Origin of the sequence: Halobacillus naozhouensis (genome assembly GCF_029714185.1) — a bacterium.
GTDB classification, from domain to species: Bacteria; Bacillota; Bacilli; order Bacillales; family Halobacillaceae; genus Halobacillus_A; species Halobacillus_A naozhouensis.
The window spans coordinates 989,877-1,012,684 of the sequence record NZ_CP121671.1 but is presented as its reverse complement, the minus strand read 5'-3'; the positions used below and the strand labels follow the sequence as shown (position 1 = coordinate 1,012,684).

Sequence of the window (22,808 nt, the reverse complement as noted above, 5' to 3'; positions counted from 1 at the left end):
TCCTAGTTAGCTGCCATTTGGTAAACTTCCAACTGTTTTTTCATGGCTTCCGTTAAGGGAGCACTTTGCTGCTGCTCGAAGTCGAACTGGACAATTACACTTGATCCTTTCGCTACAATTTCTCCTGATTCTTTCTCGTAAATATCCTGTTCCAAATGAAAGCTTGAATTACCGATCTTAGCTACGCCACTTTTAATAATCAGCTTCTGGTTAAAATAAACCTGCTTTAAAAAGTCGCACTTAATAGAAGCAAGAATGAAATTCCAATCTTTTTTTACTAACTCTAGATCCTCAAAAAAGCGTATTCTTGCATCCTCTAAATAAACAAAAAAGTTATTATTATTCACGTGTCCCAGTAAATCTGTTTCGCAAAATCGCACGCCTATTTCTGTCTCATGCATTGAATCATTTCCTCCTCTAGTTCTTCACCTTACTGCTGTAGGTATAGAAACCCTTGCCTGTTTTCCGGCCAAATTCACCAGCTTCCACTTTTTCAACAAGCGTCTTTGGTGGTTGATCATTTGGATCTCCCGATTCCGCATAACGCTGCTGCATTACATAATACCCGACATCAATGCCTGAAAGATCCATCACTTCAAATGGACCAATAGGATGACCTAATGCTTTACGAGTGATTTTATCAATATCCTCAAAGTCAGCGTATCCTCCTTCGTATAAAGCCATTGCTTCTTTCTGAATGGCAAACAGAATTCGGTTCGCGATAAAACCTGAGATTTCTTTTTGCAACAGGACAGCTGTGCGATTCATCTGATCACAAACATCCATGGCAAGTTGAGTAGTCTCATCCGATGTATGTTCCCCCTTGACGACTTCTACACAATCCATCACGAGTGGCGGAAAGAAGAAGTGCATATTGCACACTTTCTCCGGTCTCGAAGTCGCATCAGCAATCAACGAGCTTACAATCGTAGATGAATTTGTGGCAAATACAGCGTGTTTCGGGGCCAACTCATCCAATTCTGCAAAGACTTTACGCTTCACATCAAGCTTCTCCACCACCGCTTCAATAACCAAATCGGCTTCATCCGCCGCTTCCCGTAAGTCTGTAGTAAACATGAGACGCTCAAATGCTTCATCACGAGCTTTCGTGGTGATCTTCTCCTTGCGTACCCATTTGTCCATAATGTTTGTTAATTTTGTCCTCGCCTCATCAAGAGAATCCAAGCTCATATCTTGTATATTCGTCTGAAAGCCTGCCATCGCACTAAGCATAGCAATCTGATGTCCCATTGAACCCGCTCCAATTACCGACACCTGTTCAATCGTCATGTGAATTCTCCCCTATTCCTTATTGATTTTTAAAAATAGCTCAACCGATTCATTGAACGCTTGTCTAACATTCATCTGAACATACCTACCAGTTAGTATGTAAACCTATTTTATATCGACTATTCTGAAAATTCAAGTCAGATAATGAGTATTCATTCATTTGGTCCACCCTACATAAAACGAGATGTTGGGAACACTATCGCAAGTGCGCTGGGAGAGACGGAGGAAGTTCGGTTAAAACCGGCACGTCCTGTGCCAACACCGAACTACCTCACGTCATATGGGGTATTTGCCAATACCGAAAGACCCAACGCCGTATAGGGCATGTGCCAACATCAAAAGACCCCACGTCATGTGGGGTCTTTAAGGGCAGACAATATTATGTTGATGAAGGGCGCAGGTATGTTCTCTTGCCCCACAAGACACCTGGGATGACAAGAACAGCTAGCGAAATAACGCCCGCCCAGCCCCATCGACTCCATAGGAAACCTGTAATTGTACCGCCTCCAGATACTCCCACGTAATAACTGACAAGGTAGAGACTAGAAGCCCCTCCCTTGTGATGAGTGGCTTGTTGATTGACAAGCCATGCCATCATCGAATGGATGACAAAAAATCCTAAACACATTAGAATTAGACCAGTATAAACAAGCGATGCCATCGGTAATACCGTTACGGCGATCCCTGTCAACATCACTACTGCACTAATAATGACAATTTTACTTAAATCAAATGTGAGAGATAGTTTGCTGGCAAGTGGTGATCCAACTAACCCCATACCATATGCAAAATAAGCTAACGTAATGGTTCCAATCGATAAATAATAGGGGGCATCCATTAAATAGAAGGGCAAATAGGTCCAAACCCCTGTAAATGCCAGTTGAATCACAATCCCCATGTAAAATGCGGGGATAAGATTTTTATTTTTCAGGTGGACAAACATCATAGCCAAATCCTTTCTCACTGGAAGCTCACTTGCTACAAAGTTCTGAGATTTAGGAAGTAAGAAAACAAACAGCAAGAAAAAAATCGTTTCTATCCCAAATAACAGCCACATAGCAGTTTGCCAGGACGTTTGCTCAGTCAGATAACCTACGAAAACCCTGCCAAACATACCGCCAACAGCATTACTAGCTATGTAAAAAGATATCCCTATCCGTACACTGCGCTGTTCAAATTCCTCTCCAATATAAGCAATGGCTGCAGCAGGCAGTCCAGCAGCAAAAAAACCCTGTACAAACCTTAACACTAGTATATTCGTAAAGGATTCTAAAAAGGGAATAATGAGTAAAGGAATGATAGAAAGCAGAATCGTCCCTTTCATTAAGGCTACTCTGCCCCATCGATCCGACATTAGACCAAAAAACAACAACCCCAAAATAAGCGAGAAAATCGTTAGGGATAACATTAAACTAGATACAGTCGGCGTCACTCCGAACTCGCCAACAAACTGAGGCAGGATCGGCTGCACCATATAAATATTTGAAAAAGTCATAAACGAGGCAACTGTCAACGCAACAATGGCCATCCAAAAAGGTTTATCCTTTGATTTATATCCCGATTCGCCCGTCATATTTTCTGTGTGGCTCATATGAATCACTTCCTATCGCCTAGGTGTAAAAGCATAAAAAAATAACTCCTTAGTTTTAAGTAACAGGAGCTCATTTTTCAGGTTAAAAAGTTAACTGTGGTGAATGTTAACCAGGAACCGAATTCTTTTCATATAGTATATCTCATTTTTGATGAAACCAAAAAAAGTATGCTTAAGCATCCATTCAAAAATGTAAAAAGGTGGACTGTTTTTGTCAAAACAGATAAGAATAAAGAAAGCTGTTTCAAATGAAGGCATCCCCTATTTGAAACAGCTTGTTATTATAGTCAGTACTCTCGGGAAAAGCTCCTCTTTATGCAATTACTTACTCTCCGTCAATGTTGGCGCACCTTCTCGAACAGCGATGAATTCAGGACGTTTTTTCCCTCCTGAATAGGGTTCCACCAGCTGATTTTCCACACTATTGTATACCATGAACAGATTGTTACGACTGTATGGTGTAATGTTGCCGTTTGACCCATGCATGGTATTGCTTTCGAATAGAGTAATGGAACCCGCTTTTCCAGTAGGTACAGAAATGCCGTCACCTTGATCGGCGAGCCAGCTAAGATTGTCATGATCCGGAACTCCAAGCTTTTGCTTTTGCAATGATTCTTTATAGTTATTATCTGGCGTTTCCCCTACACAGCTGACATAGTAGTTATGGGACCCTGGTATAAGCATCAATGGCCCGTTAAATGTATAATTGTCTGATAAGGCGATGGACAAACTAACTGCTCTCATCCGTGGCATTCCATCCTCAACATGCCATGTTTCAAAATCAGAATGCCAGTCAAATTCTTTTCCCGTAAAACCAGGTTTGTAATTAATACGGGACTGATGGATATAGACATCACTTCCAAGAAGATGGTTGACAATATCGAGTAAGCGCTGGTCATTGGCCACTTTTTTAAAGTAGTCATCATCCTGGTGCACATGGAAGATCGATCTGATTTCATCACTCTGCGGCTCGCGAACTACTTTGTCAGAAGTAACATTTTTACTGGAATCCTGCAGCTCAAAAATGCCTTTTTGCATTTGAGATACCTCTTGCTCTGAGAAAAAGTTTTCGATCTGTAAAAAACCATTTTCTTCATAGAAATCAAGCTGTTCCCTGGTAATAGGCGCTTGATCATCTTTTGATCGATCCGTATGAATCACAGGGTCTTTCCGTCCCAAAATCTCCGGCTTATTATTTTTTCTAGAAGGGTATAGGTCTTTCATAAATAACACTCCTTGTCAAAAAATTGATTCTCCGAAGTCGGATTCGTAGTTGCTGCTAGTACTGAACTTACATTGAGGAACTTTCCCACGTACGGAATTCATACCCACTGTAAAAATTGGTAAACACCCTTATTTATGATTCCTTTGATAAAAGCAGGATGACTTAAAAAAAAGCAAAAAAAGACAGCAAAAAATGGCTAAGTTTACTACAACGGCATTGGAAAAGCCACAACACATTTCAAGACGCTTAAATCGATTTAGAAATAAAAATATACATCACTCACACAAAGATGAATGATGCATTAGTAAGGCAGATTTTTTGATTTTTCGGGACTAGAATCAACGGTTGGAAGATTTACAAATTGAGTAAATTAATGTATCGCCCTCATCTAACCTTACTGTTTTTTCATAAGAAAGACCTGTTTTACGTGCAACGAATATGGAAGCAGGATGATCGGGGTTAATTAGAGAAATTAACTTGCCGTAGTTAAGTTCATACAACCCATAATCTCTAAAGGCAATCGATGCTTCCTTAGCAAAACCATTCCCCCATTGGCTTGGTACCAACCAGTATCCGATTTCCACTTCATTTTTCCCGTCTATCTCTTGATTTACTAAACCTGCATGGCCTATTAATTGCTGATTTGATTTAAGAATCATGGCGTATAATCCTATCCCTTCTTTATACTGGGGAAAGAGCCAATTTTCCATATTTTTTCTGGATTCTTGATAGTTTTTCGTTTTGCCTTTCCCAATATAACGGACTACCTCAGGATTTCCCCATAAAGAAGCGTAAAAGTCCAAGTCCTCCAACGTATATGGTCTAAATATAAGCCTTTCACTTTTAATCATTAAACTTCTCCTTTCTAAAGCATTAACGCTTTTAGATCCAATCAAATGTTTTACGTGTAGATGGCGAGGGAACTAAGAGAAAAAAGAGAAAGGAGAACAACAATGGCAAAACCAATTGAGATTTCCAAAATTCGTATTTATCAAGATCAACCGCCAAACCGCCGTGCTTATATCGGCAACTTTGAGGAGCCTTTTCATTACGGGATTCACGGTGGTGTGAAGGACTTTTACAAAAAGGAACCAGAAACAGAATATCCGTCGACGCTTGACCACATTGTTGCATCAGCTGCTGGTTGAATGATCGGGACACTTTCCGGCGCGCTGGAGGCGCGCAAAATACCAACCTACCCCGATAAAATGAAGGCAGATGCTGAAGGGACCATTGAAGCCCCCGGAGGTGTCATGAAAATTACACATATACAAATTCACTTTCAATTAGAAATCCCAACAGGCAAACGGCCTGAAGCTGAACGTGCTCTAAAAGTTTTTGAACGTAACTGCCCAGTAGCGCAAACATTAAAGGACAGTGTTCAAATTGATTACGATTGGGAAATCGAAGAACAAGATGCTTAAATTGAAATATTAATCCTGTTCACAAATGGATATGGTAAAAACTCCTTACCTCCCTTATAGTATCAACACCCCCCATTTTGTTCATCATACAAAACAAGGAGGTGTGATACTATGGCGCAAGATGTTCTTTGTGAAGTAAACAATTGTAAATATTGGGGATCAGGAAACAAATGTCATGCAGACTCTATTTATGTAGTGAGTCACAAGGGGAAACAAGCACATCATAGTGAAGAAACTGATTGTAAAACATTTAAGCCAACTTCCTAATTTAAAAACGAATGCGGTAAGATGTTAAAAATTTTTTTCATAACAGGTGACATCAGCTTCAGACTGTTGTTGCCTGTTTTTATCTGAAGCATTTCATTCAGAATACCACCATCTCCCAGTGTCCTCAATGTACAGTAAAGGACCCTGCCTCCCATTTAAGGTGGCAGGGTTTTGTCCGTTCTATACGGTACGACCTACATACTCATCTAAATCAATCTTAGATTTTTCTGCCAAAGTTTTTCCAAGAGATTCGTCAGCTTGGTAAAAGTTAGCGATCGCCCGTCCAACAATATTGCGGTCCTTAATTTGGTCAAAATCACCAAGTAAGTTGCGGATTAACGCAGCTTTCTTATCCTGATCATAGCTTCGGTAAATTCGCCCAGCTTGACCGTAATAATTTGGTTTGTCAATGATGGAACGTTCAATTTCTCCGCTTAAAGGCTGGGCAGGTTCTTTATAACCATCAACCGGTTTTGGTTCCTCTTCCCGGCTGTTTGGTTCATAATTTGTATGGCTAATGCCCGTGTCACGTGCCATGAACCCTTCCTGCTGATTATTACTCACACCCTTTTTCGGTCGATTAATAGGCAACTGCATATAATTAGGTCCGACACGATGACGCTGAGTATCTGAATAAGAGAACAGACGACCTTGGAGCAGCTGGTCCTCAGATGGCATCATTCCAGGGACGAGTACACCCGGATTGAAACCTACTTGTTCCGTTTCTTCAAAAAAGTTGTCCACGTTCTTATTTAATGTCATGGTCCCGACAAACTCCCACGGCACGTCCTCTTCTAGCCAATCTTTCGTGGCATCTAAAGGATTAAAGTCAAAGTCATCCAGTTCATCGGGACGCAGCACTTGCACATATAGGTCCCACTCTGGATAATCTCCAGACTCAATCGCATTATATAAATCTACAGTCGCATGGTTGAAGTCTTTCCCTTGAACTTCCTGAGCAGCATCTGGTGTTAAGTTCTTAATTCCCTGCTTTGTCACCCAGCGAAGTTTAATATAGAAGGTTTCACCGTGTTCATTGTACCATTTGAACGAATGCACACTTGAACCACGCATATTGCGATACGTTGCCGGAATTCCTTCATCTGTGAACAAGTGGATCATCATGTTCGTTGATTCTGGAGACAGTGACATGAAGTCCCAGTAACGAGCTGGATCTTGGACATTTGTCACAGGATTAGGTTTTAAGGAATGAATGACATCAGGGAATTTAATGGCATCACGAATAAAAAATATCGGCAATGTGTTTCCTACAAAGTCGTAATTTCCTTCATCTGTATAAAACTTAACAGAGAAGCCGCGAGGGTCCCGTGCTGTTTCAGGGGAGTGTTTTCCGTGTATCACGGTTGAGAAACGTGTGAAAACCGGCGTTTCTTTCCCTTCTTCTGCTAAGAAATCTGCTGTTGTATACTTCTTCATACTGTTTTTCGTCACAAAAACACCGTGAGCCCCTGCCCCTCGGGCGTGCACAACCCGCTCGGGAATACGCTCACGATCAAAATGAGCGATTTTCTCAATCATTTGATAATCTTCAATAAGTATAGGACCATTTCTACCTGCTGTTTTGGAATTTTGGTTGTCAGAAATCGGCACACCTTGGTTCGTCGTCATGCGTTTGCGATCATTTTTTTCAGACATAATACCCTCTCTTTCCAAATAAGTAGTAGCGTGAGTCAAGTTAGTTCTCACTCCCTTGCCTGCACTTTAACTATCTACCCTGCGGTAAGAGTGTACAAACTTGTTTTTAATAATTATCATCTAAAAATTTATAAAAATATTGTAGAATTCAGTCAAAACTCCTCACTAATACCGCCACAGGTTTCCTCTATCATCCTTTTCAGAAAGGCGACAGTAGCTGTATGCTTAGCTGCTGATAATTCATTAAAGATCCACTTAAATTCCCGAGCAAGTATCTTTGCAGCCAAGGTTGCGGCTGAAGTATGATCGTTTACCGTGATTCGCTGGTAAACATACTGAAGCTTCGCCACCCATTCTTCTGGCAATGAGCGTTCAGCAGTTTTCAATCCGAGTTGAGCACGATCAGGACAGTAATGATGAAGCAGAATCTTCGTTGCATTCACCATCACATCATTGAGCACCTTCACACACCAGAAATCGTTCCCCCGGCCCGCTGACTTTTTATATTGAAGCAGGAAGAACGCCGCATCATCCACCACATCAACGAAATCCTGTTTCGATAAACGCAAATGTTGATATGGACGGAATTTCTCCATCCTCCCTTCTGGATCATGCAACACTTTGAAATAATCTTTATGTAAGAGCGTTCTCTCCGTCACCGTAAATAAATCCATATGCAGTAGGTTATCGTATACGGCAATGACTTGCGGAGCTATAATGAAGATATCATCATAAATGAGAATTTCCCTATACTCCTCTAAGTGCTGCATTCGGTCCTGTAAAAAATCTTCCTCGTCTTGCTCCTCCACCAAACAATACAAATCTACATCAGAATGCTCATCACTCTCCCCTCGACCCATCGACCCTTTTAAGAAAACTGCTTTGACTCGTTCATCCTTCCTTAAACTCTCTGTTACAACCTTAACAGCTTCTTCCTGCCTCATTAGATAACCCCCTTGTAAAAATACAGATTACACCATCGTACCATTGAAGGATTTTTCTTACAATCTAATAAAGGAATGATTTACTTTTGAAAAAACGAACCAAAACGATGACCTGATCATGGGTGACAATGTGCGGAATGTCGCAGTTATCCAATGGTCCGGGAGCGTGATCACTGGTATTGCTTGAAATGTGGCTTTAAATCTGGAGATGCTCATCTAGCAGCGCTTAGAGATTATCAGCTTCTGATCAGTAATGAGATAAGTCCGGAAGGGAACTCACAGATATCATTCAAAAACAAAAAAGGAAGGGAAACATCCGTTTCCCCTCCATTGAACAAAAGCTCTATCGAATCTGGCCGTCGCCCTTCATAAGGAATTTGATCGTCGTTAGCGCTGGTAATCCCATTGGACCGCGGGCGTGCAGTTTTTGTGTGGAAATACCGATTTCTGCGCCAAACCCTAGTGCTCCTCCATCCGTGAAACGAGTTGATGCATTGTGATAGAGTGCTGCGGCATCAACAAGGTTCAGGAAAGTTTGAGCAGCTTTATTATCTTCAGTTACAATTGCTTCTGAATGCTTCGTACCGTACGTTTCGATGTGAGCAATTGCCTCAGTAAGATCGTTGACTGATTTCACCGCAATGTCTGTGCTCAGGTATTCGTTAGCCCAGTCTTCTTCGCCTGCAAGAACGGATCCTGGGATAATACTCATCACGTGCTCATCCCCATGAACGGAAATGTCGTTCTGTTGTAGAGCACTTACTAGGGCTTCGCTGTTTTTCTCAAGCCAGTCTTTATGAACGATAAGGGTTTCAGCTGCATTACAAACTGCAGGACGATCAGTCTTAGCATTGACCAAAATGTTGATCGCTTTATTAACGTCAGCTTCTTTATCGATATAAACGTGGCAGTTTCCGACTCCGGTTTCTAGTACTGGCACAGTGGCATTCTCCACAACTGCTTGAATCAGTTTACCGCCGCCACGTGGGATTAGTACATCAACATGCTCTTTCATCGTGAAAAGTTGGTTAGTTGCAGCACGGTCTGTACTGGCGATAAATTGTACTGCCTCTTTCGGAATCTTCGTTTCAGCGAGTCCTTTGTGCATAACTTCTACAATAGCCTGGTTAGAATTGATGGCTGAAGAACCGCCTTTTAGGATAATAGCATTGCCGGACTTAAGTGCAAGACCAGTTGCATCAACTGTTACATTCGGGCGAGCTTCGTAGATCATGCCGATGACACCAAGGGGTACCGTCACTTTTTCAACTTGGAGACCATTTTCTAATTTCCAATCAGAAAGAATGTTACCCGTTGGATCATCAAGTTCAGCTACTTCACGCAACCCTTTAGCAAAATCTTCGACGCGTTCTTTTGATAGAGACAGACGATCCATAAATGCGTCTGAAAATCCTTTCTCACGACCGTTGGCAAGATCCTTTTCATTGGCTGTCAGGATTGTTTCGTATTCTTTTTCTAACACATCTGCCAGGTGGATGAGTGCTGCGTTCTTTTCTTCCGTGGAAAGTACCATTAGCTTTTTCGAAGCTTTTTTGGCTTCTATCGCTTGTTCCTCAACGTTCACATTACTTTTTGTTAGTGTCATCCAAGACCTCCTTGATTTTTTAATCCCCGGTCGAAGCAGGGAAATGATGCTGGTGAACATTCATCGAGCATGATAAGTCTTTCTTACACACCTACTGGTAACGAAACTTCTAAGTGACAAACTAAATCTTTACTTTCAATGGCTGCTAACTCATAAGACTCAAGCTCCGGTTCTGTTAATCCGATCATTTCTTCAAGTTGTTCTGAAGAATAATTAACGACTCCAAGGCCAATTTCTTCTCCTTCTAAATCATGAATGCGCACAACGGATCCTTTCTTGAAGCGGCCGTTTACATGATGAACATTCATTGGCAGCAAGCTATTCTTCATATCTACAATCGTTTCTCTCGCACGGTGATCGATCGTAACTTCCCCTTCAGGACCGGAGTTGAACGCAATCCATTGTTTTTTCTGATTTAAGTTTACTTGCTCTGGTGTTGGTTCGAAATAAGTCCCGACAGCATTTCGATAAACAGCATCGTATACGATATTATTCGTGCTGGCTTTTCCTAAAAACGAGGAGATGCCTGAAGCCATAGTAATTTTAAAGGCGTCAATTTTAGATTTCATGCCACCTGTACCCACGTCGCTGCCAGGGTCTCCGGCTGCTTCTTCGATTTCAGGTGTAATTTCGTACACGCGATCGAGCAGCTGGGCATTAGCATCTTCTCTGGGGTCTGCATCATAGAGACCGTCAATATCAGATAAGATGATTAGATCATCTGCATCCACAAGACCTGCTACTTTAGCAGAAAGTGTATCGTTGTCACCGAATTTCAATCGGTCGATCGTAATGGTATCATTTTCGTTTACAATCGGAATAATGCCACGTTCCAACAGAACATTAATCGTATTACGCGCGTTATTATAACGATTTTCGTCTGAGAAGTCGCTGCGGGTAATTAAAATTTGAGAACCCATGTATCCGTGAGATAAAAACAGGTCAGAGTAGGATTCCATCAGCAGCCCCTGACCAATTGAGGCGGCAGCCTGTTTTTCAGGTAATGAACTAGGACGTGATAAGCAGCCAAGCTTACGGTATCCTGCTGCCACTGCCCCTGACGATACGAGAAGTACTTCATGACCATCGTCTTTAAGCTGGACAACCTCATCGACAAGTTTTTCAAGTTTGCGGCGGCTGATTTCACCGTGAAGACTTGTTAATGAACTGCTGCCAATTTTAATAACTACGCGTTTCTTATTTTTTTCGTTAACCAACTTATCACTCCTAATTCTTCGTTGTGGTTCATCTATTCGAAAACGTCCAAATTCATTTATTTTTGACCGACAAGCATTCCTTCTAATTCTTTACTCATTTCCTTTGAACGGCTTGCCGCACCTTTTATCGCTTCAGAAATTGCGTTTCCTCCACCTGCGCGGTTTAGTGCGTCAAGCCCTGCTGCAGTCGTTCCGTTTGGAGACGTAACATTTTCTCTTAGTTCAGACGGTGTAATGTCCTGCTCAAGCATCATTTTCGCTGCTCCAAGTAAAGTCTGAGCCCCGATCTCTCTCAACGTTTCGCGATCCATGCCTTCTGCACTTCCTGTTTCTTCAATGTGTTCCATTAAATAATAGAAGTAAGCCGGTCCGCTCCCTGCAATGCCTGTAAATACATCCATCTTATCTTCTTCAATCACAAACACTTCTCCAATGGACTGCAGTAATTCTTTTGCTACTAACACATTATCCATCCCAGCAAATTTCCCCGGACACACAGCAGTTGCTGACTCTCTAAGCATGCTTGATGTGTTCGGCATCACACGAATCACTTGCTGTTCTTCATTCAGGCGCTCTTCCATATAAGAGGTGGAAATACCTGCAAGTACAGATACCAGCACTTGATTTGGTGTGATTTTATGTCTTAAATCTTCAAGAACAGCATCAATATCTTTTGGTTTCATAGCTAAAATAAATTGATCTACTTCTGAAAAATTTAATTCATCTTTTAAAACTGTCCGTACCCCGTATTTATTTTCAATCTCATTTAGACGATCTCGATTACTTCTATTCGTAACAATAATTTGTTCGGCAGGAATATTCCCGGATTCAACCATTCCAGAAATCATAGCTTCTGCCATTGACCCTGCACCTAGAAAAGCAATCTTTTGTTTGATCATATGAGTTAATCTCTCCCGTTCGCATTTTTTGTTCGCTCTTAATATGACGTGTTTCATCATAACACTTGGCAAATGTATATCAAGGGTTATAAAACAAGTCATGCCTATAAACTCCAATTAGTGAGCGTAAGCGGTTTCATGGAGAGATATTTGCGATTCATCCTTTCTCATCGCTATTAATAGAGTTACAAGCGATTATATGGAGATTCATTTTTTTACAAAAAACGGAAATCCCCGCAATGACGGGGAAATAGCATAATATTCTAACAATTGTCTTGGCGAGAAAAAATACCCCATTATTTAAAGCATGGGGTATGCAGTGAAAGAAGGATAGTTATACGGTTATCATAAAACAATCACCACTATCCTCACAGGTTGCAATGTAGGTACATTTATATAGGTAGTAAATCCGCTAAGTGGTCATTGAAGCTGTTGTGGTGGATTCTGATTCCGCCCTTTATCTTCAACCTCTTTAAAAATGTCGTTCCCACTCGTAGAAGGTGCACTCTGCAATCCAGCATTTGATCCTAATGCTCCTTTAAGACTAATGATCTCGTTTTTTAAATCATCAATATCCTGCTTCGTGGCAGGCTTTTTATCATCCTTCAGTTCATAGCCGACTTGGCCGTTCGGTTCAAGCGTTGCCGTTTTCAAGTCATTTATCGATGACACATTCTGCTGTCGAAGCTTCATTTCAAGCTGATCCACCGTAAATCGAAGCTTCTTTAAATTTTTCTCATGAAGCTGGCCGTTACTAATAATCGTTATAGATTGCCCGGTAATAAACTTTTCAAACCAATTCATCTTCATTTGACTGTATTCGATCACGACAAGCGTCAATACGAGCACCGCTCCAACGCCAAATGTTACCCATACATTTTTACCGGCGACAGGTTGAATTAATAAGGAGCCGATCCCAATCATAATCACTGTCTGGGCCAGTGTCATTTGTGAAATCGACTTTCTTCCGGCTATTCTTAGAATTAACGTTCCTACGATTATGATAAGAACTGCTTTCCATATCCAATCCATATTCATCCTCCTCGTCCTTTTATTATTCCTAAAGCGACATCAACTATTCTTAAAAATGACATTGCAATCCGATTAGGAGTCCGTTATAATCTTCTCAATATCTAAAATTCTAAGATAAAGAGAGTAACTCTTAGGTGTCATTCAGCGAGTCAGGGATGGTGTGAGCCTGATGGACTGCCAACGAGCGAACCGGACTTTTAAGAAGCTGCTCTGAACGCTAGTAGGAGCTGCCGGGGTTGACCCCCGTTATCAACTTCAAGTGGCTGTTTACAGCTATGAGAGTGGCACCGCGAGCTTAAACCTCGTCTCTTTAGGGAGACGAGGTTTTTTATATTAAAAGGAGGAATTCATAATGGAAAAGCACGTCCTTGCCTTACAATTATCCCACCTGCTCGGGGAAGAATTTAGCCGCGAATGGGTTTACTCACTTATTGAAATTCCTAAGCAGGAAAAATTCGGTGATTTAGCGTTCCCATGTTTTCAACTCGCCAAATCATTTCGACAATCGCCAGCAAAAATAGCTGCCCAACTTGCACCTCGATTGGAGCATGACCTGTTTGCGAGCGCTCAACCAGCCGGTGGTTATATTAACATCTTTTTAAATCAGCCCGTCCTAACCGAACAGACACTAAAGCAAATTCTCACCGAAGGCACTAACTATGGCTCTCATCAGTTTGGAGCAGACCAAAATGTTGTACTGGATATGTCTGCCCCGAATATCGCCAAACCATTTTCAATGGGACACCTTCGTTCGACCGTGATCGGTAATGCATTAGCGAACCTGGCAGAAAAGTGCGGGTATGAAACGATGAAGATCAATTATATTGGCGACTATGGCACACAGTTTGGCAAACTGCTTGCTGCATACCAGAAATGGGGAGATGATGAGCAAATCAGATCCAATCCAATCCCTGAGTTGACGAAGATTTATGTGCGATTTCATGAAGAGGCGGAACAGGACCCTTCCCTAATTGAAGAAGGACGTCATTGGTTTAAGAAACTTGAGGGAAACGATGCGGAAGCCGTAAAGCACTGGAAATGGTTTAAAGATGCCTCCCTGGAAGAATTTAATAAAATCTATGACTTGCTTGGCGTAACCTTTGACCTTACACGCGGCGAGGCCTATTACAATGACAAAATGGATGGCACGGTGTATCAGCTGAAAGAAAATGGCTTGCTAACCGATTCAGAAGGTGCGAAAGTCGTGCGCTTGGATGATGAAGGCCTTCCTCCCTGCTTAATTAAGAAAAGCAATGGCACCACAATTTATGCGACACGTGACTTAACAGCAGCTATTGACCGTTACAACAGCTATCAGTTCAACGAGGCCCTTTATGTAGTTGGGCATGAGCAGACGCTGCACTTTCAACAGATTAAACATGTGCTAGCGAAATTAAACTTGCCCTGGGCCCAGGATGTTAAACATATTTCATTTGGGATGATGCTTCAGAATGGCTCTAAAATGTCTACGAGGAAAGGCAAAACGATTTTATTAAAAGAGGTTTTAGCAGAGGCTATTGATCAGGCGAAGACTAACATTGAGGATAAAAATCCTGCCTTGATTAATAAAGAGGAGGTTGCGAAACAGGTCGGTGTTGGTGCAGTAATTTTTCATGATTTGAAGCATGACCGTCGTAATGATGTTGAGTTTTCGCTTAAAGATATGTTGACGTTTGAAGGCGATACGGCTCCCTATTTGCAATATGCTAATGCGCGCGCCCAGTCGCTGCTTGAAAAAGCTAAGTATGTGCAGGAGGATGCAGAAGTTTCTCTTCATGACCCAAATGCATGGACGGTTGTGAAGCAATTACGTCTTTTCCCTGAGATGGTTATGAGAGCCTACACAGACTACGACCCTTCCAAAATTGCGCGCTATTTACTTGATTTAGCTAAAGCGTTCAATAAGTATTATGCAGGCACAAAAATTTTGCAGGAAGAACAGTTGCACGCCCGACTGACTTTAGTTTACGGCTTTTCGGTCGTCTTAAAGGAAGGATTACGTCTTCTGGGCATTCACACACCGGAAAAAATGTAGAAGGAGGATAAGTAATGGACTGGTTGCATAACAACGATAAGGAGCTTTTACTAATTGGGGTTGATGGCTGTGGTGGCGCCGGAAAAAGCACCTGGGCTGAGTATATGCTTTCCATTACCCAGAAAGGAGCCGTTGTTCATATGGACGACTTCTACTTCCCTTCCAGGCAAAGAGTCTACCCTCCAGACATTGGCGGGCACTTTGATTGGAAACGGATGCTTGAACAGGTCCTTGAACCCTTGTCTCAAAACCGAGCTGCCTGTTATCAATGCTATGATTGGGATAACGATGAGCTAGCTGAATGGCATGACGTTTCTCCATCTGGAGTAGTTGTCATCGAAGGATGCTACGCTGCCCGTAATGAGCTGCGTCCTTATTATGATTATACCGTCTGGGTGGATTGCCCACGGGGCCTCCGTCTCCAGCGTGGGCTTAAACGTGACGGTGAAGATGCCTTATCCTTTTGGCTTGATTGGATGAAGCAAGAGGATCGTTATCAGGATAATCAGCAACCTAGGAGTAAAGTTGATTGGATAATCGACGGAACGGAAAAAATTAAAACAAAATGATATCTTTCGTTCGTAACTTTCCGTATAATAGTAGATTGTTAGGAAGCTAAGTAAAGGAGCATATCTATGGAAGGAACGAACAAAAAAAACTATGAATTTCTCGCTGATGATCCAAATTTCAGCGTAAAACCTGTCATGATCTCACTTATTATTGGTGCATTTTTTGCCATCTTAAATGAGACACTGCTTAATATTGCTTTAACGACTCTAATGGCTGAATTCGGCCTTTCTGCAACAACTGTCCAATGGATGGTTACAGGATTCATGCTTGTAATGGGAATTCTGATCCCCATTTCTGCATTGATGCTTCAATCATTCACAACGAGACAAATGTTTATGGGAACTATGACTGTGTTTACAATCGGAACTGTGATTTGTGCCTTAGCACCAAATTTCCCTGTACTACTAGCAGGCCGCCTCATTCAGGCCGTTGGTACAGGATTATTAATACCGATTATTTTTAACACGTTCTTACTGATCTTCCCGCCGGAACGCCGTGGAGGCGTCATGGGAATGGTCGGCCTGGTCATTATGTTTGCGCCTGCGATCGGCCCAACCCTATCAGGAATTATTGTGGAACATTTGGGCTGGAGATTTCTCTTTATTACAGTTATCCCGTTTGCACTTTTCTCCATGGCTTTCGCCTATAAATTCTTAAAAAATGTCGGTGACGTGACTAAACCTAAAGTTGATATCCTTTCCATCCTGCTTTCAACTGTCGGGTTTGGCGGAGTGGTCCTCGGTTTTAGTTTGGCCGGGGAAGATGAGGCAGGATTCTTAGACCCTCTTGTGCTAACCCTGATTATTGTTGCAGTAATAGCTTTAGCCCTGTTCACAATAAGGCAATTAAAAATAGAGGAACCGCTGCTCGATGTTCGAGTCTTTAAATATCCGATGTTCACGCAGGCGGTGCTCTTATTTATTATTATCATTATGGCGATGTTCTCTTCAGAAATTATCCTGCCGATGTTTATGCAAGGTCCGCTTGCGTTAACAGCAGCTGCAGCCGGGCTCGTACTCTTGCCGGGCAGCTTGCTAAACGGTTTGATGTCGCCAGTGATGGGGAAACTTTTTGATAAATACGGACCTAGAAAGTTAATGATCCCGGCAGCTGCGGTCTTGACCGCCACCATGTTCTCGCTCAGCCAAGTTGGATCCAGCACACCGCTTTACGTGATCATTATTAGCTATATGTTATTAATGCTGTCAGTTTCAGCGATGATGATGCCAGCGCAGACGAATGGGTTAAATCAGCTGCCGAAACAGCTTTACCCGCACGGCACAGCCATTATGAATACACTGCAGCCCGTTTCCGGAGCGATTGGTGTTTCTGTCTTCATCAGCATCATGACGGCAAGACGAGAGAACTTTTTAGCAAATGCTGCAGACCCTGCTTCACCAGCGGCGCAGTCCCAATCGATGGTAGCCGGGGTTGAGCTTGTGTACACGATAGCGTTTACACTGGCTTTAGCTGGATTTATCCTTACCCTGTTTGTCAAAAGGGCAAAACCAGATGATGTGTCACAACAGCAAGCTTAATGATAACGTAGTGCAGACAAATGACTGGTTCAGCTGATACATGATAAAATAAATGGAACATAGCGGTGAAAAAGGAGCGAATGACTTCTATGTATCCCATCTATTATTTCATTGCGATCGTTGTTAGTTTAATCGCCTTAGTGGGTACTTTGTATGTAGCAAGGGATATGATCAAAAAGGAAAAAGAAGATTCTTCTTCAGAAGAGGAATTGGCTAGTTTAAAAAAAGAAGGAAAAAGCTCCAGCATTACAACGCTGACTACGATCTATACCATTACATTTATAATTGCAATCGTATTGATCTGGATTTTTATCTTCTAAGAACAAAGGCGTAAGTCCCGGTGGACTCTACTGAGGAAGCTCGGCTAAAACCGAAACGTCCTGTTTCAACGCCGAAAGACCCTACGTCGTGCAGGGCCTGTGCCAACATCAGGCTTCCCACGTCGTGTGGGGCAAAGACAAACTCCCTACTTGCGGAGTTTGTCTTTTTTTACATGTAGAAAAAGGAAATGAATAGACTATAAGAAATGGGCATTCTACGCCAATGATTCATAATCCACATAGAAAGAGCTGGTGAGGTTGAAGACTATACTGTTTCAGAATTCCGTAGAAAATCAGATGACGTACAGTGAAGTGTTCTCCCATATTTATTCTTTTATGAAGCACGACCCGAGAGGTAATTATAAACTTATGCTCGGAACAGATTCTCAAATTCATGAGAGCCATACTTTATTTATTACAGGAATAGTTGTTCAGCGAATTGGCAAAGGGGCATGGGCATGCTTTCGCAAAGTAACCGTTCCCAGGTGTATGACTGTACTACATGAACGAATTTCCTATGAAACGACTTTAACTGAAGAAGTTGCCTCCCTTTTTACCAAAGAGTACATTGATGCCCTTATCCAGATCGTACTCCCCTACATTTATAAAGGAGCCAGTTTTATGGTAGAGGGCCATATTGACATCGGGGCCGGGGAGCGAAATAAGACCCGTGTATATGTCAATGAGATGATGGCACGGATCCAATCTCTAGGAATCGAACCGAAAATAAAACCAGACTCCATGGTAGCTAGCAGCTATGCAAACAAGTTTACGAAGTGACCATTAGAATTCCGGTTAACACAGTACAACATCTACCGTTAGAATGATCTGCCTGCGAGACTTATGATTACTGCGAAATCACTATAGACAAGCAGGTACCTATAATTTATTTGAGGATAGGTGTGACTCATGCTTCCTCGGTCATCCGCTGTTCACTCATCTCGCGTTCCTTTTTCGGCTTTCTTGTAGCCAAATAAACACCGGCGAAAATAATCAGCAGACCGATTGCTAAATTTTTCGTAATAGGTTCATCGAGCAGCACATACCCCCAGATCATGGCAGTAATCGGAACAAGATATGTGACAGAGGTTGCAAATTCTGCACTGCTGTTTTTAATAATGTAGTAAAAGATCAAGTGGGCAATTCCGGATCCGAAACACCCGAGACCAACTATCGCGAACAAGATAAGAGGGTCCGTTAATAAGGCTGGTTTTAATCCTGCTGTTGTGCCTGTAAATATCGTACCGACGAAGCCTACCAGAGCTCCTGCAGCTAGTGAGCATGTGGTTAGCAACAAAACACTAGTTGATTGCAAATGTTTTTTTGTATATTGTGTGGCGAACCCGTAAGAAATCGTGGTTAATACCATGGTTCCTATCCCCACGAAGCTCTCATGAAACAACTGCCCGACATTAAACTCCATTAATACGAGGATACCTGCAAATCCTAATCCAATTCCAAGCCATTGTCGTTTTTTTAACAGAATCGAGAAAAAAAGAAACCCAACAAGTCCGGTGCAAATCGGCGTTAAAGCATTTAGGACAGCGGCTGTACTGCTATTAATCTGTGTTTCACTTAAAGCAATCAGTCCCCATGGGAGACCTGCATTAAAGACACCGACAATGAGCATCGGCTTCCAGGGGATTGGTTTAGTTATTTTATCCCTTTTCATCCATAGAAAAGGAAGCAAAATGACCACAGCTGCAAAACACCTCAGAAACACTGTTCCCCATGGACCTGCAGGTTCAAGCAGCCATTTTATAAAAACAAAGGACATTCCCCAAATTAAACTTAGACCAATTAAAGCACTATATAACCTCACGTTATCCCCGCCCTTCTCAGCAGAAAAAATCACACCGTTATCTATTATAAAAAGGGTGCTTTATCGTTCAAAATGGCAAGCTACTAAATTATACCTCTGCTCCGTCACGCTTGGAACTAAATTGCTCAGTAAAAGTTCACCAAACCTATATATATGATTGGCTCACAATGACCGATAATAAGGTACAATATATGTATAATATAATAATAAAGGAGTGGTGGTCATCATGTTTCCGATTTTAATGGCTGTCATCATTTTAGTTAGTATTATAGCACTTGTAGGGACGCTTTACGTTGGGAGAAACGTCAACCAGACGATTGCCAAGTACGAGTCAGAAGGGTATTCTTCAGCTGAAGAAGCAGCAAGTCTCCAGGACCATGGAAAGAAAACGAGCTTTCGCCTTTTAGCAATCATTTATGGGGTCACCTTTTTGATAGCAATCATTCTTACAGCCATTTTCATTTTCTAAAAAGGTCTCATTCGTCTCTTCGGCAGGGCTGGTTGTCAGCAAAGCAATCCAGCCCGCCAGGACACCAGCCACTAACTTCCCAATGACGACAGAGAAAATCATCTCTTTATTGACACTGGCGACGAATCCTAAATGGCCCCCAAGCACAAACGCCCCGCTGACGGCAAACGCTGCGTTCATTACTTTTCCCCTAGTGTCCATCTCCTTCATTGTTGCAAGCATGGGAATATGATGAGCGAGAGACGCAATAAAACCAGTCATAGCAAGTGAGTTTACACCAAGTTTCCGGCTCCACTTTTCCCATAAACGCTGGCCGCGCTGATTAATAAAAGTTACCATCGGATAAGCACCTGCCAGCATGATTGTGATCCGTCCTACAATGCCTATTCCTTCCTTTATCGGTGCCATACCTGACACAATAGAAATGCCTGTTAATGTCTCTGTAATGATCAGAACTAGTCCACTTATAATCAGCAGTTCAACGGCTTTACCAAATTGAGCAAACAACTTAATCGTTACATGTGTAAACTTCCACAGACCAAATCCAATGCAGACTGCCAGGATGACTGTAGGAATCAGATTCCGAATCATCCACCACAGTTCATAGCCTGCCACCGCCCCTCCAGCGAGACAGCCGATAGGAATCGTAATCAAGCCAATTAATATCCCTTTTGCAAAATAAGGATAATCCTGTTTACTGATCATCGTTAAAGCAATTGGAATCGTAAAAACCAGCGTAGGACCCATCATGGTTCCAAGAAAAGCCCAGGAAAAGACCGCGGCATCATCACTTTCCGCAAGAGATTCAGCAAGCTGGTAGGCCCCCATATCAATTGCCAAAATCGTTGACGCAAACATCGAAGGATCGACCCCTAACCATTGATAGACTGGTGTAATGATAGGAGCCAGCCATGCCGAAAGAACAGGCGATAAAGAAATGATACCCACCATCGCAAGTGCCAGCGGTCCCATCATCATAAAGGCATCATAGAACCTTTGTCCGAGACCCCATCGGTTATGTAAAATATAGTAATCTACTGCTCCAATTACCATAAAAATGGTCATGATCAGGAGCAGCCCATCATTAAACCACACGAATGCCCATCCTCCTTTCCTGGCAAAACAATGAACGAAGAATTAAAAAGACTTCCTTCTATTCCCACTCTATTCTTTCATATTTTGCAGATCACTGGAAGTATGTTCTAAGGCTACAAAAAAAGAACCTTCCTTATAAAAGAAAGGCTCTTTCCTCTTGCACTATTATTAACCAATGCTGCAAGCAGCTGATCCATTTTTTTGTGAATATTTTTGATGATGTTCTTCTGCCTCATAGAATACGGTCGCTTTGGTTACTTCTGTTACAATCGGCCGTTTGAAAATCCCTTTTTCATTCCATTGCTGAATTTTCTCATTGGCAATTGTTTTTTCATGGTCGCTGCTGTAAAAAATAGCTGAGCGATACTGATGACCAACGTCAATCCCCTGTTGATTAATCGTCGTTGGGTCATGTGCTTCGAAGAAGATATTGACCAGCTCTTCATACGTCAGCACGCTTGCATCATACTCTATTTTCACAGCTTCTGCATGACCAGTCGTGCCCGTTTTTACTTGTTCATAAGTTGGATGCTCGGCATTTCCTCCCGTGTATCCCACTCGTGTTGCGATCACTCCATCAAATCGTTCAAAGAAGGGTTCTACTCCCCAGAAGCATCCTGCACCAAAAATAGCTGTAGCCATAACTCATCTTCCCTTTCTGTTAATTCGGAACTTCTTTATAAAGAGAGTATGACGGTTTATAAACCAAAAAACCCCTTTTCTTATCCAGTATAAGAAAAGGGGTCGTAATATTCCGTACGATCCTCTCATCTCTTAGAATGTTACCATCCTACAGGAATTGGCACCGTTCTCGTCAATCCTATTTGGATTGATTCGATGGTTGCCGGGCATCAAAGGGCCAGTCCCTCCGCCTCTCTGGATAAGAAGTTTCCGTTATTATTTTTTGATATCTTTCATAATACAATGATTTTCCAATGAAGTAAAGAGTGAAGACTTAACTTTTTTCATGTTTTTTAAAATATGCTGCAGCCCAATGAAAAATGACTAACAGGTTTAATTTTATAAAAATACCGTTTCAGTTAAGAGCTGCTTCCAGTTGTATAGACTTCTTCAAAAGGCTGGACGATCACAAACCCTTCCCCTTTAAATTCCATTTGAATGGACTCGCCGCTCCCCCGTCCAAGAAATGTCTTAAAACTGATGTCTGTGCGGAACTCTGGTTGCAGGTGTCCTGACCAGGCTACCGTAGCATTGGGATCAGTGATGACAGATTCTCCAGGACGGACCAGTAACGTCAGCGGCTCATAGTGTGAGGTGATCGCCACTCTCCCGCTCCCCTCCATTGTAATATTAAACAAACCACCTGACATCATTCCTGCTACTTTCTTCATCAACTTAACATCCCACTCGAGGTTTGGTTCAAAAGCAAGGAGGTCATTCCCATTCACAGTAATAGACTCATGATCAAGGTCAAAAATCGTAATCTTTTTCCCCTGATCAGCTAAGTATAGACGCCCCCTCCCCTGTGCCTTCATAAGTGAACTTCCTTCACCAGAAAAAGCCTTCTTAAACATCTTGCCAACTCCATGCTCAAGAATTCCTTCTCGTTCAAACTTTATAGAGCCATTATAGGAAATCATGGAACCAGACTTCGCCCATACTTCATCCGTTAAATTTACTTCCAGAATCCGTTGTGTTTCTAACTCAAAATAATCATTCTCTGCCTCATCCTGCTTCGTTTGCTGAACGAATTGATCAAGTGAATAATTGCTCATATGCATGATCCTCCTCTTTCGTACTTCTATTAGATACGAATCAAGAGCGGAAAAGTTTCAACTCTCGCAGGC

General features: G+C 42.1%; 24 protein-coding genes, 1 riboswitch and 1 other annotated feature. Of the genes, 9 read left to right on the top strand and 15 right to left on the bottom strand.

The window, feature by feature from the left end; translation table 11 throughout:
* Positions 1 to 2: 2 nt before the first annotated feature.
* From P9989_RS05220 to P9989_RS05200, 5 genes are all read right to left on the bottom strand, one after another.
* Positions 3 to 401 carry an acyl-CoA thioesterase gene (locus tag P9989_RS05220; RefSeq protein WP_283077749.1) on the bottom strand — a complete coding sequence of 133 codons (399 nt, stop codon included), beginning with the start codon at positions 399 to 401 and terminating at the stop codon, positions 3 to 5.
* A 16-nt stretch (positions 402 to 417) separates the two neighbouring features.
* The gene (locus P9989_RS05215) at positions 418 to 1,290 is read right to left on the bottom strand and encodes a 3-hydroxyacyl-CoA dehydrogenase family protein (RefSeq protein WP_283077748.1); all 873 of its coding nucleotides are present in this window, start codon (positions 1,288 to 1,290) and stop codon (positions 418 to 420) included.
* A gap of 379 nt (positions 1,291 to 1,669) precedes the next feature.
* Positions 1,670 to 2,881: an MFS transporter gene (locus P9989_RS05210; RefSeq protein WP_283077747.1), complete on the bottom strand. Its 1,212-nt coding sequence runs from the start codon at positions 2,879 to 2,881 to the stop codon at positions 1,670 to 1,672.
* A gap of 321 nt (positions 2,882 to 3,202) precedes the next feature.
* Complete coding sequence (gene thpD, locus P9989_RS05205) at positions 3,203 to 4,105, bottom strand: ectoine hydroxylase (RefSeq protein ID WP_283077746.1); 903 nt, start codon at positions 4,103 to 4,105, stop codon at positions 3,203 to 3,205.
* A gap of 339 nt (positions 4,106 to 4,444) precedes the next feature.
* Positions 4,445 to 4,957 carry a GNAT family N-acetyltransferase gene (locus P9989_RS05200; RefSeq protein ID WP_283077745.1) on the bottom strand — a complete coding sequence of 171 codons (513 nt, stop codon included), beginning with the start codon at positions 4,955 to 4,957 and terminating at the stop codon, positions 4,445 to 4,447.
* A 102-nt stretch (positions 4,958 to 5,059) separates the two neighbouring features.
* On the opposite strand from P9989_RS05200, the gene P9989_RS05195 reads away from it, so the two are divergent.
* The 3 genes from P9989_RS05195 to P9989_RS05185 all read left to right on the top strand — a co-directional run bounded on the left by P9989_RS05195 (position 5,060) and on the right by P9989_RS05185 (position 5,797).
* Positions 5,060 to 5,254 (top strand): hypothetical protein, encoded by a 195-nt coding sequence (locus tag P9989_RS05195; RefSeq protein WP_283077744.1) that lies wholly within the window; start codon positions 5,060 to 5,062, stop codon positions 5,252 to 5,254.
* Entirely contained in the window at positions 5,255 to 5,530 is a 276-nt protein-coding gene (locus P9989_RS05190) for an OsmC family protein (RefSeq protein WP_283077743.1), read from the top strand.
* A gap of 111 nt (positions 5,531 to 5,641) precedes the next feature.
* Positions 5,642 to 5,797, top strand: coding sequence for a DUF1540 domain-containing protein (locus P9989_RS05185; RefSeq protein WP_283077742.1), 156 nt, complete (start codon positions 5,642 to 5,644; stop codon positions 5,795 to 5,797).
* Positions 5,798 to 5,977: 180 nt separating this feature from the next.
* On the opposite strand, the gene P9989_RS05180 is transcribed toward P9989_RS05185, so the two are convergent.
* The 6 genes from P9989_RS05180 to P9989_RS05155 form a co-directional block, all read right to left on the bottom strand.
* A complete protein-coding gene (locus P9989_RS05180; RefSeq protein WP_283077741.1) occupies positions 5,978 to 7,453 on the bottom strand; it encodes a catalase in 1,476 nt (491 codons plus the stop codon).
* A 152-nt stretch (positions 7,454 to 7,605) separates the two neighbouring features.
* Positions 7,606 to 8,397 carry a nucleotidyltransferase domain-containing protein gene (locus tag P9989_RS05175; RefSeq protein ID WP_283077740.1) on the bottom strand — a complete coding sequence of 264 codons (792 nt, stop codon included), beginning with the start codon at positions 8,395 to 8,397 and terminating at the stop codon, positions 7,606 to 7,608.
* Between the two features lie 343 nt (positions 8,398 to 8,740).
* The gene (locus P9989_RS05170) at positions 8,741 to 10,003 is read right to left on the bottom strand and encodes a glutamate-5-semialdehyde dehydrogenase (RefSeq protein ID WP_283077739.1); all 1,263 of its coding nucleotides are present in this window, start codon (positions 10,001 to 10,003) and stop codon (positions 8,741 to 8,743) included.
* A gap of 83 nt (positions 10,004 to 10,086) precedes the next feature.
* Positions 10,087 to 11,220: a glutamate 5-kinase gene (gene proB, locus P9989_RS05165; RefSeq protein ID WP_283077738.1), complete on the bottom strand. Its 1,134-nt coding sequence runs from the start codon at positions 11,218 to 11,220 to the stop codon at positions 10,087 to 10,089.
* A gap of 56 nt (positions 11,221 to 11,276) precedes the next feature.
* Positions 11,277 to 12,119 carry a pyrroline-5-carboxylate reductase gene (proC, locus tag P9989_RS05160; RefSeq protein WP_283077737.1) on the bottom strand — a complete coding sequence of 281 codons (843 nt, stop codon included), beginning with the start codon at positions 12,117 to 12,119 and terminating at the stop codon, positions 11,277 to 11,279.
* A 420-nt stretch (positions 12,120 to 12,539) separates the two neighbouring features.
* Positions 12,540 to 13,157, bottom strand: coding sequence for a DUF421 domain-containing protein (locus P9989_RS05155; RefSeq protein WP_283077736.1), 618 nt, complete (start codon positions 13,155 to 13,157; stop codon positions 12,540 to 12,542).
* A 96-nt stretch (positions 13,158 to 13,253) separates the two neighbouring features.
* Positions 13,254 to 13,464 (top strand) — a binding site (T-box leader).
* 39 nt (positions 13,465 to 13,503) lie between these two features.
* Between P9989_RS05155 and argS the strand changes: the two genes are divergently transcribed.
* From argS to P9989_RS05130, 5 genes are all read left to right on the top strand, one after another.
* Positions 13,504 to 15,186, top strand: a complete 1,683-nt coding sequence (argS, locus tag P9989_RS05150; protein ID WP_283077735.1) for an arginine--tRNA ligase — start codon at positions 13,504 to 13,506, stop codon at positions 15,184 to 15,186.
* A gap of 14 nt (positions 15,187 to 15,200) precedes the next feature.
* On the top strand, positions 15,201 to 15,755 hold the full coding sequence (locus P9989_RS05145; RefSeq protein ID WP_283077734.1) for a uridine kinase family protein: 555 nt from the start codon (positions 15,201 to 15,203) through the stop codon (positions 15,753 to 15,755).
* A gap of 66 nt (positions 15,756 to 15,821) precedes the next feature.
* Complete coding sequence (locus P9989_RS05140) at positions 15,822 to 17,294, top strand: DHA2 family efflux MFS transporter permease subunit (RefSeq protein ID WP_283077733.1); 1,473 nt, start codon at positions 15,822 to 15,824, stop codon at positions 17,292 to 17,294.
* Between the two features lie 65 nt (positions 17,295 to 17,359).
* Positions 17,360 to 17,614: a hypothetical protein gene (locus tag P9989_RS05135; RefSeq protein WP_283077732.1), complete on the top strand. Its 255-nt coding sequence runs from the start codon at positions 17,360 to 17,362 to the stop codon at positions 17,612 to 17,614.
* 297 nt (positions 17,615 to 17,911) lie between these two features.
* Positions 17,912 to 18,394 (top strand): ribonuclease H-like YkuK family protein, encoded by a 483-nt coding sequence (locus P9989_RS05130; protein WP_283078843.1) that lies wholly within the window; start codon positions 17,912 to 17,914, stop codon positions 18,392 to 18,394.
* Between the two features lie 127 nt (positions 18,395 to 18,521).
* On the opposite strand, the gene P9989_RS05125 is transcribed toward P9989_RS05130, so the two are convergent.
* Positions 18,522 to 19,436 carry a DMT family transporter gene (locus P9989_RS05125; protein WP_283077731.1) on the bottom strand — a complete coding sequence of 305 codons (915 nt, stop codon included), beginning with the start codon at positions 19,434 to 19,436 and terminating at the stop codon, positions 18,522 to 18,524.
* Between the two features lie 226 nt (positions 19,437 to 19,662).
* Between P9989_RS05125 and P9989_RS05120 the strand changes: the two genes are divergently transcribed.
* A complete protein-coding gene (locus P9989_RS05120) occupies positions 19,663 to 19,905 on the top strand; it encodes a hypothetical protein (RefSeq protein ID WP_283077730.1) in 243 nt (80 codons plus the stop codon).
* Here P9989_RS05120 and eutH read toward each other — a convergent pair.
* From eutH to P9989_RS05105, 3 genes are all read right to left on the bottom strand, one after another.
* Positions 19,840 to 21,000, bottom strand: coding sequence for an ethanolamine utilization protein EutH (eutH, locus tag P9989_RS05115; protein ID WP_283077729.1), 1,161 nt, complete (start codon positions 20,998 to 21,000; stop codon positions 19,840 to 19,842). The genes P9989_RS05120 and eutH overlap by 66 nt on opposite strands.
* Positions 21,001 to 21,168: 168 nt before the next feature.
* Positions 21,169 to 21,642 carry a peptide-methionine (S)-S-oxide reductase MsrA gene (gene msrA / locus P9989_RS05110; RefSeq protein ID WP_283077728.1) on the bottom strand — a complete coding sequence of 158 codons (474 nt, stop codon included), beginning with the start codon at positions 21,640 to 21,642 and terminating at the stop codon, positions 21,169 to 21,171.
* A gap of 122 nt (positions 21,643 to 21,764) precedes the next feature.
* Positions 21,765 to 21,887: riboswitch (SAM riboswitch) on the bottom strand.
* Between the two features lie 153 nt (positions 21,888 to 22,040).
* Positions 22,041 to 22,736, bottom strand: coding sequence for an AIM24 family protein (locus tag P9989_RS05105; protein ID WP_283077727.1), 696 nt, complete (start codon positions 22,734 to 22,736; stop codon positions 22,041 to 22,043).
* Between the last annotated feature and the right edge of the window lie 72 nt (positions 22,737 to 22,808).